The following is a 12,437-nucleotide window of genomic DNA, read 5'->3' as shown; positions in this document are numbered from 1 at the left end:
CACTCGGGCGGTTTGCAGCTTGCGAATAGTTGGGAAATCGCACTAACTCCGGTCATGCAGGCGCCCGCACAGCTCATCGGGTCATCTTCGAGTTTCCTCGATGCGGTGGAGCGTGCCTCGGCGGCGGCTGCGCTCAACCGGCCGGTGCTGGTGATCGGCGAGCGCGGGACGGGCAAGGAGCTGATTGCCGAGCGCCTCCACCGGCTGTCGCCGCGCTGGGGCGGGCCGTTGATCTCGCTCAATTGTGCGGCGTTGCCGGAGAATCTGATCGACGCCGAGCTGTTCGGCTATGAATCGGGGGCCTTCACGGGGGCACAAAAGGCACGTTCGGGGCGTTTCGAGGATGCCGATGGGGGCACATTGTTCCTCGACGAGATCGCCACGCTGTCGGCGGCGGCGCAGGAGCGGTTGCTCAGGGTCGTGGAGTATGGCGAGCTGACGCGGATCGGCTCGTCGAAGCCGGTGCGGGTCGATGTGCGGCTGGTGGGGGCGACCAACGAGGATCTGCCGCGACTGGTCGACAAGGGCCGGTTCCGCGCCGATCTGCTCGACCGGCTGAGTTTCGAGGTGGTGACGCTGCCGCCGCTGCGCGAGCGAGCGGAGGATATTGCAGCGCTTTCGGAACATTTTGCGCGGCGGATGGCGGCGGAGCTGGGCTGGCGGCGCTTCCCCGGCTTCACGCGCTCGGCGCAGGCGCTGATCGAGGGGCATGACTGGCCGGGCAATGTGCGCGAGCTGAAAAATGTGATCGAGCGCTCGCTCTATCGCTGGGCGGACGACGAGACGCCGGTGGGGCGGATCATCCTCGATCCGTTCGAAAGCCCGTGGCGGCCGGCATCGCTGCCGGGGACGGGCCAGGCAGTGGTGAAGATCGATCCGACCGGCCAAGCCTCGGCAATGCCCGCCATGGACCATGCGAGCATCGCCGATCTGCGCGCTGCGGTGATGCGCTATGAACGCGATGTGCTGCTGGCCGCGCTCGAGCGCTGCCGCCACAACCAGCGCAAGACCGCCACGGCGCTGGCGCTGAGCTATGACCAGTTGCGTCACTGCATGAAGCGGCACAATCTGCTGGCGAACGAGATCGAGGCCAAGGCGGAGAAGTGACGATGCGGCTGGCACTGGTGTTTCTGTTGCTGCCCGTACCCGCACTTGCACAGCCTGCTGAAATCGATGCCCGCACCATCGTTGCCCGTGCTTTCGAAGCGGCCGGCGGCGAGCGTTGGGCGAAGGCGCGGTCGCTCGAGCTCAAGGGCCGCGCGGTCTTCTATGGGGCCGGGCCGACCCCGCGTGCGGTGGCGGACGATTACCGCATGTGGCGGGAGTTCGAGGATGTGCGCACCAATGCGCATGGCGAGGCCGGCAAGGTGCGGATCGAGGCGCGGTCGGGCGGCAAGCCGATGTTCCTTGTCGGGTCGGACGGTTCGGTGAGCTTCAACGAGAAGGGAATCATTCCCAAGGCCGAGGCCGACCGCTTCTGGGCGAACAATTTCGGCTTCGGTGTGATCCGCTCGGCGCTCGGGCCGGGGTTCGGGCTGGAGCGGTTGCCCGATGACCAGGTCGGTGGCCATGCCGCCTATATGGTGCGAGTGACCGACCCGGCCGGCACCGCGACCCTGTTCGGCATCGACAAGACCTCGCACTTCATCCGGCTGGCGGGATTTGCCACCCCATCGGGCTGGCATGTGCGCACCTATGACGATTTCGTGGTGGCCGATGGCTGGACGCAGGCACGGACGGTCACGCTCTATTACAATGGCGTGATCGCCAACCAGGTGTTCTGGACCGACTGGAAGGTCAATGCTCCGGTGGCGTCGGGGCTTTTTCAGCCTTCGGCGTCAGCAGCCGCGCCTGGCTGAGGGCGAACAGGATGGTGGCGATCGGAAGCCCCCAGACCTTGAGGCTGACCCAATCATCGGTGACGAGGACGCGGCGGGCGACTTCGTTGACGCCCATCATGCCGACGAAGAACAGCCCCCAGTTGAGGGTGAGCTTGCGCCACATGGCTTCGGGCAGATCGGGGACTGCCGAGCCCAGCACCAGCTGGAGGTAAGAGCGGCCACGCGCCAGCCCGCCGAGGAGCACCACTGCGAACAGGCCGTAGATGAGGGTGGGCTTCATCTTGATGAAGGTCTCGTCCTTCAGCCAGAGGGTGAGGGCGCCGAACACGGTGATGATGACCGCACTGACGATCGTCATCACGCTGATGTGGCGCTCCCTGAACCAGGAGAATGCCATGGCGATCGCGGTGGCGACCATCACCGCCGCGGTGGCCACGAACAGCCCGCCGATCTTGTTGGCGATGAAGAAGACCAGCAACGGGCCGAGATCGACGGCGAATTTCAAAGGACCGGACATTTTCTGCATCGCACCCCTTTAGCGGGGTTTGGATGAACCGGAAAGGAAGGGCTGCAAAACGACGCTGGGAACACCCCGCATTTTTGGCTAGGCCGGAGCCGTGAGCGAACCATTGCATGTGGAGGGGCTGGCGTGCCTGCGGGGGGACCGGCTGTTGTTCGAGGATGTCGACTTCATGGTCGCGCCCGGCGGCGCGCTGCATCTCGAAGGGCCGAACGGCAGCGGCAAATCGAGCCTGTTGCGGCTGCTCGCCGGGTTGCTGCCACCCTTTGCGGGTCGCATCACCGGGCCGGAGCGCAGCTTCCTCGGGCATGAGGTGGCGCTGAAGCCGCGGATGACGCTGGGGGCCGAGCTGTCGCATTGGGCGCGACTCGACGGCGGGCTGGACCGGCTTCCGGCAGCGATGGCGGCGATGAACGTGGCCGGGTTGGCCGAGGTGCCGTGCCGGCATCTCTCCAGTGGCCAGCGGCGACGCGCCGGGCTGGCGCGGGTGCTGACGAGCGGTGCGGCGCTCTGGCTTCTCGACGAGCCGACCGCCGGGCTCGACACGGCCTCTTCGGCGCTGCTGGCGCAAGCGATGGCGGCGCACCGCGCCGGCGGTGGCATGGTGGTGGCGGCGGTGCATGGCGACATCGGCCTGGCAAGTCCGCAACTGCTGCGGCTCGGCTGATGCTCTGGACGCTGTTCCGCCGTGACGTGTCGCTCATCGCCCGCTCGCCGGCGGTGTGGATGCCGGTGATGTTCTTCGTGCTGGTGGCGGCACTGTTCCCCTTCGCTGTCGGTCCCGATGCGCGGCTGCTGGCGCGAATTGCGCCCGGCATCCTCTGGGTGTCGGCGCTGCTCGCCGCGCTTTTGCCGGTGGAGACGCTGCTGGCCCCCGACATGGAGGATGGCACGCTCGACCAGCTCGCTGCGCGCGGCATCGCGATGGAATGGGTGGTGACGGCGCGGATCGCGGCGCATTGGCTGGGCTTTGCCGTGCCGCTGCTGCTGGCTATTCCGGTGGCGGGTGTGCTCGTCGGCCTCGATGCAGCCGCTGGCTGGCGTCTGGCATTGGCGCTGGCGATCGGCACGCCGGCGCTGGCCGCACTTGCCGTGGTGGCAGCGGCGCTCACCGCCGGGCTGCGTGGCGGCGGCGCGCTGGCGGGGCTGATCGTGCTGCCGCTGGCGCTGCCGGTGCTGATCTTCGGGGTGGGGGCCGAGCAGGCCGGCGCGCTGCAACTGCTGGGCGCAGCCTCGCTGGTGTCGCTGGCGGTGGCGCCCTTTGCGGCGGGGGCGGCGCTCAAGCCGGAATAGCATGGCCCCGACTGCGACGTTGGTGCGCGGGAACATTTTCCGGTGCTCGGGTGTTTGGCTTTCCGAACAATGGAGCCCGTTCATGAATCCCGAAAATGACGAAGCGCTCGCCGAAGCGTTCCGCAGCTTTGTTCGCTCGCCGGAATTTCCGTGTGTCGGCGCGAAATCCGCCCTTGCCAAGGATCAGATGCGCATCCTGGTGGCGCGCGACCTGACATCGGCCTGGGACGACCTGCGCATCCTGCCCGAGCTGGTGGCGCTGGCCCAAGGGTACAAGGCCGATCCGGTGCTGTTCCAGACGCTGGTGGTAATCTTCGAGGGGCCCGAGGTGCTCGACGAGCCGGCATTCGAGCGGGCGTTGTGGGACCGGGTGCAGTCGCTGTCCGACAAGGATGCGCTGTGGCTCGAATCCGAACGCGACGAGCGGGTGAGCGATGACCCCGACGATCCGCATTTTTCGCTGAGTTTCGGCGGCGAGGCGTTCTTCGTCGTCGGGCTGCATCCCGGTGCGGCGCGGCCGGCGCGGCGGTTCTCGCGGCCGGCGCTGGTGTTCAACCTGCACGACCAGTTCGAGCAACTGCGCGCGCAGAACCGGTACGAGAAGCTGCGCAGCGCGATTCTCGATCGTGATGTGGCGCTGGCCGGCTCGATCAATCCGATGCTGGCGCGGCACGGCGAAGCGTCCGAGGCGGCGCAGTACAGCGGCCGGCTGGTCGAAGCGAACTGGGAGTGCCCCTATGCCGGGCGCGGTGCGGGTGCCGAGCGCGGGCAGCGCGATGCTGCATGAGATTGCGCCTCGCAGCGGGGTGGCCTTCACGATGGAAAAGGGTCAGCGGCTCACGGTGATCGACCCGATGGGCGAACAGGTGGCCGATCTGCTCGCCTTTTCGCGCGCCGACACGAGGGAGGTGATCTCGTCGGGGCGGTCGCTCGATTATCTCAGCCGGATTTTCCTGACCGTGCCCGATCCGCTCTATTCCAATCGCTCCAATGTGCTGATGCGGATCGTCGAGGACACGGTGGGGCGGCATGATTTCCTGCTGACGCCATGCTCGGCCGACACGTTTCGCATCATCTATGGCGATGAGACGCCGCATCGAGGCTGCTTCGGCAATCTGGCGGCGGCGCTCGAGCCCTATGGGATCGAGCCCGACCGGATTCCGGTGGCGTTCAACGTGTTCATGAACGTGCCGGTCGATGGCACCACCGGCGAGCTGAAGGTGCTGCCGCCGCTGAGCAAGGCCGGCGACCGCATCGTGCTCGAGGCGGAGACCGACCTGATCATCGGCCTGACGGCGTGCTCGGCGCTGCAATCGAACAATGGCAGCTTCAAGCCGATTCACTACCGGGTAGACTAGCCTCCGGCGGCTGGGGCCTTGGCCCCAGACCCCATGAGTCGGTCGTCGCCAGCATAGCCGCGTCCAGTCGTGCGAAAGCCCATTAACGGGGTCCGGGGCCTCAGGCCCCGGCCGCCGGAGGCTAGAAGCGCATGATCGTCTCGACCCCGAACGTCCGCCCACGCCGCAGCGGGGCGAAGAAGGCGCGCGGGGCGCCGGTTTCCACGGCGGCCGGGGCGCCGTTGAAGGTCTGGCCGGCGGGAATGTTGCGGCCGGCGAAGCCGTAGCGGTAATCGAACCAGCGGGTGGCGAGCGGCACGGCGTCCTCGTTGGTCAGGTTGCGACCGAAGGCGACGACCTGGATGCCGCTCGCGGTGCGGAAGCCGATACGGGCGTTGAGAAGGAAGGCGCCGGGCACGAAAGCGAAATTGTCGGTCTGGATGTACTTCTTGTCTTCGAGGCTGAAGTTGAGGTTGGTGGTGAGGCGGAGGGTTTCGGTGATCGCCGGCTCCCAGCTGAACGAGCCGTTGACCTGATAGCTCGAGCCGAGCGGCAGCTGCTTGCCGGTGATGTCGCAGAGCGGCAGGGCAGCGGCGGGCGGGTTGCGGGTGTCGAAATTGACGCGCAGGCCGCCGGAATTGAGGATGAACAGATCGGCATCGCAACCGCTGGTGAATTTGGCATCGACATAGGAGATGTTGATGTTGGCGCGGATATCCGGATGCGGGGCGGCGGCGAGCTCGAGCTCGAAACCCTGGTTTCTGGCGTCCCCGGTGTTGGTGACGATCGAGGTGAGCGCACCACCGGTGGTGCCGATGATCGAGTTGGTGAGCTGCACGCCCGAGAGCTTGTTGTAGTAGGCGGTGGCGTTGACGCTCACCTTGCGATCCTGCGAGGACCATTTGATGCCGATTTCGCCGCCTTCGGCCAGCTCCTCCTGATAGAAAGGCTCGTTGGCGGTGATGCCGCCGGTGCCGTTGAAGCCGCCGGGCTTCCGGCCGCGGGCATAGACGGCATAGAGCAATGTGCCGCCGGGCGTGGTGTAGTTGATGGTGATGCGCGGATCGGTGCCGGTCCATTTGCCCTTGGGCAGGCAGGTGCCCGCGAAGCCGAACTGGGCTGCATTGGCCTGCTCGCCGGCGCAGAAGAAGGACGTGGCCGAGGCGCGGTCGAGCAGCGTCTTGGTTTCCTCCTGGTAGCGCAGCTCGCCCTGGATGGTGAGGCCGGGCAGCGGATCCCATGCCAGCAGGCCGAACACCGCCTTGTTCTCGATGGTGGCGACCTGGCTCAGGTTGCTGCCGAGCGGCTCACCATCGAAAGGGTTGGCGAAGGTGAGATCGACGGTCTCGAAGTCCTGCTTGTAGTAATAGAGGCCGACCATGGCGCGAACGGGCTTGTTCACCGGGGTGGCGAGGCGGAGCTCCTGGCTGAAATCCTCGAAGTTCTTCTTGTTGGTGTTGGCGAAGGTGGGCTCGACCGTGGCGGCCGGGGGCGGGCCGCCGGCGAAGAAGAAGAAGGCATCCGAATGATCGGAGTCGGTGCCGAAGCGGTTGAGCAGCTTCCGGTAGCCGGTGAGCGACGAGAGCACGAAGCCCGAGCCGCCGAGATCCCAGTCGACGATGGCGGACGCGTTGAACTGCTTGTTCTGGATGCCATCGAAGGCGGTGCCATCGCGCACGCCGAACGGAGTCTGTACCGGATCGGTGTTGAGGCGGATGTTGTCCGGCTGGGGGGTGATGGCACCGCAGAGATACTGGTTGTTGTTGGTGGCGCCGATCGTGTTGCCGAACGGGGCGGGGACATTGTTGAAGAAGGGCGCGCCGACCTGGCGGAAGGCGTTGGAGCGGAAGCCGGGCGAGCAGTTGTTGAGCGCCGAGCCGGTGAGGAAGAGGGCGAGCGGGCCATCCTCCTGCTCCGAATATTCGCCGCGCAGGCGGATCTTGATATCGTCCGACGGGCGGGCGACGATGGTGAGATAGCCGATCTTGGTCTGCTCCTGCCCGACTTTCTTGCCGGTGAGCTGGTTGGTGAACTGGCCGCCATATTCCGAGTAGCGACCGCCGGCGCGGAAGGTGAGGGCATCGCCGAGGATGGGTCCGGAGATCGACCCCGAGGCGACATACTCGCCATATTCGGCTGCCGAGGCGCGGATGTTGGCAGTCCAGGTGCTCGTCGGGTCCTTGGTGACGAAGTTGATGGCGCCGGCATAGGTGTTGCGCCCGTAGAGCGCGGATTGCGGGCCCTTGACGATCTCGACGCGGGCGAGCTGCTCGGGATCGAACGCTTGCAGATCGCCCTGATAATAGATGCCGTCGACGAAATAGGCGGCTCCGGTCTCGACGCCGAACTGGACGTTGGCGAGCACGTTGGACTGGCCGCGGATGACGGGGCGATCTGACGAGCGGCCGAAGGCCTGGCTGAAGCTGATGCCCGAGGCCTGGCGAGCGAAATCGTCGATGGACGTGAGGCCGAGATTGGCGATCGACCTGTCCGACACGACGCTGACGGCGATGGGGGCGGTGGCGAGATTTTCTTCCACCTTGCGGGCGGTGACGATGATCTCGTCGAGGCCGCCCCCTGCCTGCGCCGTTTCTTGCGCGACTTCCTGTGCCTGGAGGCTGGAGAAGGGCAGCAGGGCTGCCGTGCCAAGCAGAATCATGTGCCGCGAAACCATTGCCTGTTTCCCCCTGCAAGCCCCACCCCGGAGCGACGATATGAAGGAATTGTGGATTTTTGAGACAAGTTGTCCAGACAAATTATGCGGGATGGCGTGTCTCGTGGCGAAGGTGTGGCAACAATGTCGCACCCTCCAGCCAATCGTTGGAAGCAACCGCGTTGCGTTTCGAGCGTTGAAGCGATACCAGATGAGATCGATCTCGTTTAAACGACAGGAGTTTTTTGATGATCAGTCACCGTACCTCGCTTCGCGTCCTTGCCCTTGCTGCGGCTGCAACCGCACTTTCGGCCTGCGGCGGCGGCGACAAGCCGGCGACCGAGACTGCCGAGACCACGACACCGGCTGCTGAGGCACCCGCTGTCGATGTGGCGGCGCCTGCTGCCGAAGCGCCGGCTGTCGAGACCGTGGCCTTTGCATCGCTGACGGGTGACGCTGCCAATGGCGAAAAGGTGTTCGGCCAGTGCCGGGCTTGCCATGTGACCGATCCGGGCGTGAACCGCGTCGGACCGTCGCTGCACGGGGTGATCGGGCGGACGGCCGGCAGCATCGAGGGCTTCAAGTACAGCCCGGCGAACAAGAACAGCGGACTGGTGTGGAGCGAGGAGCAGCTCTTCACCTATCTCGAAGCGCCGCAGAAGACGATTCCGGGCACCTATATGGCGTTTGCCGGGCTGAAGAAGCCGCAGGACCGGGCGGATGTGATCGCCTATCTCAAGACGCAGGCCTGAGCGATCCTGCCTGGATGAAGGAAGCCCCGGTCTTGCCGGGGCTTTTTTCATGGGCTCAGCCGAATGGGCCGTTCAATTCCACCACCTTGATGTTGAGGGCGCCGGCGAAGGTCACCCAGGCGAGATAGGGCAGGAACAGCAGCGCCGCGAGGCGCGAGAAGCGCCAGCAATAGAGGATGAGGACGAGGATCGAGGTCCAGAGGAACCAGACTTCGACTGCCGACCAGTCCGGCCGCTGGACGCGGAAGAACAGGAAGCTCCAGAGCAGGTTGAGGAAGCCGTTGATGGCGAACAGGCCGATCACGGTGTCCGCACTCACCCGGTCGGGGGCGGCGCGCCAGGCGGTGGTGCCCGAGATGGCGCAGAGCGCGAAGATGAGGGTCCAGGCCGGGCCGAAGGCGATGTCGGGGGGCGCCCAGCTCGGCTGTTCCAGGCTGCGATACCAGGGGCCGAGCAGGGTGATGGTCGCCCCGACGGCTGCCGTGAGGGTGGCAGCGATCGCGGCGATCAGGCCGGGCAGCACCCAGCGGCCCGGGTTTACACTTGCCACTCGCTCATGCAGCCTTTTGCTTGCCGAGGTTTCGCACAGCGTTGCCGGCGGCGAGGATGAGCTGGCCGGTATCCTTGATGAAGATCTTCACATGCGCCATCGGCTTTTTCTTGGCGAGTTCCTTGTTCATATAGGCTTCCCAGGTCAGCTGCTGGATGTCCTTGTCCATGCACAGCTTGACGAAGCGCTCGCGCATGTTGTCCGAGCGGTACCAGAACCACTGCATCATCCCGAGCACCCAGAACACCTGGCCATGCGCCTTCATGAAGCGCGCGCGGGCGATCTTGAGCGCCTTGGGATCGCCGGTCCTGAGGAACTCGCCGGCAGCCTCGGCAGCAGCGCGGCCACCATACATGGCATAATAGATGCCTTCGCCCGAGGCCGGGGCCACCGTGCCGGCGGCATCGCCTGCCACCACGACATCCTTGCCATTGTCCCAGCGCTTGCGTGGCTTCAACGGGATCGGCGCGCCTTCGACGCGAACGGTCTTGAACTCGGTCATCCCCAGCTCCTCGCGGAGATTGGCGACGGCCTTGCGCAGCTCGAAACCCTTGACTGCGGAGCCGACGCCCACGCTCGTCTTGTCCCCGTGCGGGAAGACCCAGGCGTAGAAATCGGGCGAGTGCTTGCCCTGGTAGAAGACGTCGCAGCGATTGCCTTCGAAGCCGTTGAAGCCCTCGGGCGGGCTTTCGATGACTTCGTGATAGGCGGCGACGAAATTGGGCTTGTCGCTTTCGGGGAGCGTGGCGCGCGCCACGCCGCTGTTGCCGCCATCGCAGCCGACGACGACCTTGGCGCGAACGCGGACGGGCTCGGAACCGCGCGGCGAGCCCTTGGGGCGATAGGCGATGATGGCGGTGCCATCGGAGTCGCGTTCGAGCGCCTCGAAGGTGCCGTCGATGCGGGTGGCACCGTTCTGCGAGGCACGGACGCGCAGCCATTCATCGAACACGTCGCGATCGACCATGCCGACAAAGCCGCCTTCCCCCACCGGCATATCCACCTTGCGGTTGTTCGGGCTGATCATCCGCGCCGAATTGGCGGTGGTGCACAGGAGCTCGATCGGCACGTCGAAATCCTTGAGCATCCGCGGCGGCACGGCGCCGCCGCAGGGCTTGATGCGCCCGGCCTTGTCGAGCAGCATCACCTTGTGGCCGGCGAGCGCCAGGTCATTGGCGGCGGTGGCTCCCGATGGGCCGCCGCCCACCACGATCGCGTCATATTGCTCGGTCATGCCAATACTCCCGTTGGTTTCAGGGTGTCGCTCGTCTGTCGGTCGTTGAGTTGCACCGCGATGGCGGCGGCAAGAAGAAAGAGCAGCGCCTCGCCGGCGAATACCAGTTCGAACGCAGGGGCATCGGCGCCAAGGACGCTCCGGCCGAGATCGACGAGGCCGGCACCGGCAAAGCCGCCGAGGCCGAACGCCATCGCTTGCGCAGCACCCCAGAGCCCCATGCGAATGCCCTCATGGCCGGGCCCGCCGCGGCCGGCGAGTTCCAGCATCGAGCCGATCGCGGCGACGGCGAAGACGCCATTGGCAAAGCCGAGCAGCACGACGGTGGGAACGAGCGGCCATTCGGGCCCCACGCGCGCCGCCATGGCGAGACCGGCGAGCGCCACGGCCGAGGCGAGGCAGCCGCCGACAATCCATTTCTTGAGGCGAAGCCCCATGCGGCCGCCAAAGGCATGGCCGCCGACGCCGACGAGGATCATGCCGACGAGCACGCCGCCGTGCTGGATTCCCGAGAGGCGAGTCGATTCGCCGGGGCTCATGCCGAAGACAAGGCCGGCAAAGGGCTCGAGGATGAGATCCTGCATCGAATAGGCGAGCATCGAGACGAAGACGAAGATCGAGAACAGCCGGGTGAGCGCATCGCCCCAGATGCCGCGCAGCGCCTCGCCGAAGCTGACCGGTGCCGGGCGCGCCTCGGGGGCCATGGCAGCACCTTCGACGCCGGCCACGGCGAGCGTGGTGATGGCGAACGCCACCAGCGCCAGGCCGATGGCGATGATGCGGAGGCGCTCCGGCGTGTAGGGATCGATGAGGTTGCCGACCGTGGTGGCGGCAATGACGATTCCGAGGATCATCATGATCCAGGTGAGCGAGGCTGCCGCCGGACGGCGTGCCTCGGCGGTGCGGCTGGCGAGAAGTGCCAGCAGCGAGGTGCCGGCGGCCCCCACGCCGATGCCGATCAGCGCATAGGCGAGGATGGCAAGTGCGAGTGCCGGCGCAAGGGCGCCGTCCAGCATGGTGGTGGCCTGGGTGGCGAGGACGCCGCCAAGGCCGAGCACTGCCATGCCGCCGATGATCCAGGGGGTGCGACGCCAGCCCTGGTCCGACCCATGGCCCCATTTGGGGCGGCTGAGCTGGACGGCATAGTGAAAGGCGACGAGGCCGGCGGGAAGGGCGGCAGCGGTGGCATATTCGACCACCATGATGCGGTTGAGCAGCGAGCTCGCGAGCATGACCACGGCACCGATCGAGCTTTGGACGAGCCCCAGCCGGGCGATGCCGAACCAGCTGAGCGGAGCTTGCGACTGTGCTGGCTGCATCAGGCAAGCCCCCGCATGCCGATGGCGGCGGTGAGCATGCCGAGCACATAAAGGCTGACGCCGGTGGCGTTGTAGAAGGGTGCTTCCTTGGCCGGGTTGGCGACGAGCTTCTGCATGAAGATATATTGGCTCGCGACCGAGAAGGCGACAAGGGCTGCCGGGAAGACCAGCCCCCAGCTGTTGAGCAGCCAGGCCACGACGAGCTGCGGCACCGCCATCGTCCAGCATGCCAGCAGCGCGGCGGGGCGTTCCCCCAGCATCACCGGCAGCGACCGAACGCCCGAGACGCGGTCTCCTTCCACGGCCTTGAAATCGTTGAGGACCATGATGCCGTGCGCGCCAAGGGCATAGAGGCAGAGCACGGCGATGATGCGCGAATCGGGCATGCCGCCGACCATCACCGCGGCCCCTGTGAACCAGGTGAGGCCTTCATAGGCCGAGGCGCAGACCAGTGGCCCCCACCAGCCATTCGCCTTGGCGCGAATGGGGGGGGCGGAATAGATCCAGGCGAGGAACACCCCGAGGATGGTGGCATAGCCGACGACGGTGTTGATCGCGAAGCCGACGCCGAGCGAGATGATGCTGCCGGCGATGGCGATGCCGAGCCCCCAGCGCCCGGGGATGCGGCCCGAGGGGATGGGGCGCTGCGGCTCGTTGATGGCGTCGACATGGCGATCGAACCAGTCGTTCACGGCCTGGCTGTTGCCGCACACGAGCGGCCCGGCGAGCATCATGCCGGCGACGAGAAAGCCGATCCGGTCGGTGAGCGGCACGCCCGAGGAGACGACACCGCACATGAAGGCCCACATCGGCGGAAACCAGGTGACCGGCTTCAGCAGTTCGAGAACGTCTTTGGGGCGCGGCACCGCGCGGACGGGAGTGGGGAAGGCGGTGGCGTCCATCACGGTGTAAGCTAAACTTGACAGTGCGGGGCGTCA

The 12,437-nt window shown here is 66.3% G+C and carries 13 protein-coding genes; 7 read left to right on the top strand and 6 right to left on the bottom strand.

Annotation, left to right across the window (positions count from 1 at the left end):
• Positions 1–54: 54 nt before the first annotated feature.
• Both pspF and FHS79_RS07095 read left to right on the top strand, forming a co-directional pair.
• Complete coding sequence (gene pspF / locus FHS79_RS07100; protein WP_184197530.1) at positions 55–1,107, top strand: phage shock protein operon transcriptional activator; 1,053 nt, start codon at positions 55–57, stop codon at positions 1,105–1,107.
• Positions 1,104–1,859 (top strand): hypothetical protein, encoded by a 756-nt coding sequence (locus tag FHS79_RS07095; protein ID WP_184197527.1) that lies wholly within the window; start codon positions 1,104–1,106, stop codon positions 1,857–1,859. The genes pspF and FHS79_RS07095 overlap by 4 nt, the downstream gene beginning before the upstream one ends.
• On the opposite strand, the gene ispZ is transcribed toward FHS79_RS07095, so the two are convergent.
• A complete protein-coding gene (gene ispZ, locus FHS79_RS07090; RefSeq protein WP_184197524.1) occupies positions 1,798–2,367 on the bottom strand; it encodes a septation protein IspZ in 570 nt (189 codons plus the stop codon). The two genes, FHS79_RS07095 and ispZ, sit on opposite strands and share 62 nt — an antisense overlap.
• Before the next feature lie 91 nt (positions 2,368–2,458).
• On the opposite strand from ispZ, the gene ccmA reads away from it, so the two are divergent.
• The 4 genes from ccmA to FHS79_RS07070 all read left to right on the top strand — a co-directional run bounded on the left by ccmA (position 2,459) and on the right by FHS79_RS07070 (position 5,012).
• Positions 2,459–3,028: a heme ABC exporter ATP-binding protein CcmA gene (gene ccmA / locus FHS79_RS07085; RefSeq protein WP_184197521.1), complete on the top strand. Its 570-nt coding sequence runs from the start codon at positions 2,459–2,461 to the stop codon at positions 3,026–3,028.
• Entirely contained in the window at positions 3,028–3,654 is a 627-nt protein-coding gene (ccmB, locus tag FHS79_RS07080; RefSeq protein WP_184197518.1) for a heme exporter protein CcmB, read from the top strand. Before ccmA ends, ccmB begins: the two co-directional genes overlap by 1 nt.
• An 82-nt stretch (positions 3,655–3,736) precedes the next feature.
• A complete protein-coding gene (gene gntA / locus FHS79_RS07075; protein WP_184197515.1) occupies positions 3,737–4,441 on the top strand; it encodes a guanitoxin biosynthesis heme-dependent pre-guanitoxin N-hydroxylase GntA in 705 nt (234 codons plus the stop codon).
• A complete protein-coding gene (locus FHS79_RS07070; protein WP_184197512.1) occupies positions 4,431–5,012 on the top strand; it encodes a DUF1989 domain-containing protein in 582 nt (193 codons plus the stop codon). The genes gntA and FHS79_RS07070 overlap by 11 nt, the downstream gene beginning before the upstream one ends.
• A gap of 121 nt (positions 5,013–5,133) precedes the next feature.
• Here FHS79_RS07070 and FHS79_RS07065 read toward each other — a convergent pair whose 3' ends face one another.
• Positions 5,134–7,650 (bottom strand): TonB-dependent receptor, encoded by a 2,517-nt coding sequence (locus FHS79_RS07065; protein ID WP_184197509.1) that lies wholly within the window; start codon positions 7,648–7,650, stop codon positions 5,134–5,136.
• A 242-nt stretch (positions 7,651–7,892) separates the two neighbouring features.
• Between FHS79_RS07065 and FHS79_RS07060 the strand changes: the two genes are divergently transcribed.
• Positions 7,893–8,396 carry a c-type cytochrome gene (locus FHS79_RS07060; protein WP_184197506.1) on the top strand — a complete coding sequence of 168 codons (504 nt, stop codon included), beginning with the start codon at positions 7,893–7,895 and terminating at the stop codon, positions 8,394–8,396.
• Between the two features lie 55 nt (positions 8,397–8,451).
• Here the strand turns inward: FHS79_RS07060 and FHS79_RS07055 are convergent, their stop codons facing one another.
• Genes FHS79_RS07055 through chlG form a run of 4 tightly spaced genes read right to left on the bottom strand, consistent with a single transcriptional unit; the run spans position 8,452 to position 12,401 of the window.
• Positions 8,452–8,946, bottom strand: a complete 495-nt coding sequence (locus FHS79_RS07055; RefSeq protein ID WP_243453395.1) for a TspO/MBR family protein — start codon at positions 8,944–8,946, stop codon at positions 8,452–8,454.
• A 4-nt stretch (positions 8,947–8,950) separates the two neighbouring features.
• Entirely contained in the window at positions 8,951–10,180 is a 1,230-nt protein-coding gene (locus tag FHS79_RS07050) for a geranylgeranyl diphosphate reductase (protein ID WP_184197503.1), read from the bottom strand.
• Positions 10,177–11,499 carry a BCD family MFS transporter gene (locus tag FHS79_RS07045; protein WP_184197500.1) on the bottom strand — a complete coding sequence of 441 codons (1,323 nt, stop codon included), beginning with the start codon at positions 11,497–11,499 and terminating at the stop codon, positions 10,177–10,179. The genes FHS79_RS07050 and FHS79_RS07045 overlap by 4 nt, the downstream gene beginning before the upstream one ends.
• On the bottom strand, positions 11,499–12,401 hold the full coding sequence (gene chlG / locus FHS79_RS07040; RefSeq protein WP_184197497.1) for a chlorophyll synthase ChlG: 903 nt from the start codon (positions 12,399–12,401) through the stop codon (positions 11,499–11,501). Before chlG ends, FHS79_RS07045 begins: the two co-directional genes overlap by 1 nt.
• Positions 12,402–12,437 lie beyond the last annotated feature (36 nt).

It is taken from the genome of Polymorphobacter multimanifer (genome assembly GCF_014205635.1).
Classification (GTDB): domain Bacteria; phylum Pseudomonadota; class Alphaproteobacteria; order Sphingomonadales; family Sphingomonadaceae; genus Sandarakinorhabdus; species Sandarakinorhabdus multimanifer.
This window is presented reverse-complemented; position numbering and strand designations above follow the sequence as displayed.

What these genes read in the sequence shown, in the direction of transcription:
- FHS79_RS07045 (WP_184197500.1), bottom strand. Translation starts at nt 11,499, where the DNA reads ATGCAGCCAGCACAGTCGCAAGCTCCGCTCAGCTGGTTCGGCATCGCC.
- ccmB (WP_184197518.1), top strand. Translation starts at nt 3,028, where the DNA reads ATGCTCTGGACGCTGTTCCGCCGTGACGTGTCGCTCATCGCCCGCTCG.
- ispZ (WP_184197524.1), bottom strand. Translation starts at nt 2,367, where the DNA reads ATGCAGAAAATGTCCGGTCCTTTGAAATTCGCCGTCGATCTCGGCCCG.
- gntA (WP_184197515.1), top strand. Translation starts at nt 3,737, where the DNA reads ATGAATCCCGAAAATGACGAAGCGCTCGCCGAAGCGTTCCGCAGCTTT.
- FHS79_RS07070 (WP_184197512.1), top strand. Translation starts at nt 4,431, where the DNA reads ATGCTGCATGAGATTGCGCCTCGCAGCGGGGTGGCCTTCACGATGGAA.
- FHS79_RS07065 (WP_184197509.1), bottom strand. Translation starts at nt 7,650, where the DNA reads ATGATTCTGCTTGGCACGGCAGCCCTGCTGCCCTTCTCCAGCCTCCAG.
- pspF (WP_184197530.1), top strand. Translation starts at nt 55, where the DNA reads ATGCAGGCGCCCGCACAGCTCATCGGGTCATCTTCGAGTTTCCTCGAT.
- chlG (WP_184197497.1), bottom strand. Translation starts at nt 12,401, where the DNA reads ATGGACGCCACCGCCTTCCCCACTCCCGTCCGCGCGGTGCCGCGCCCC.
- FHS79_RS07050 (WP_184197503.1), bottom strand. Translation starts at nt 10,180, where the DNA reads ATGACCGAGCAATATGACGCGATCGTGGTGGGCGGCGGCCCATCGGGA.
- FHS79_RS07060 (WP_184197506.1), top strand. Translation starts at nt 7,893, where the DNA reads ATGATCAGTCACCGTACCTCGCTTCGCGTCCTTGCCCTTGCTGCGGCT.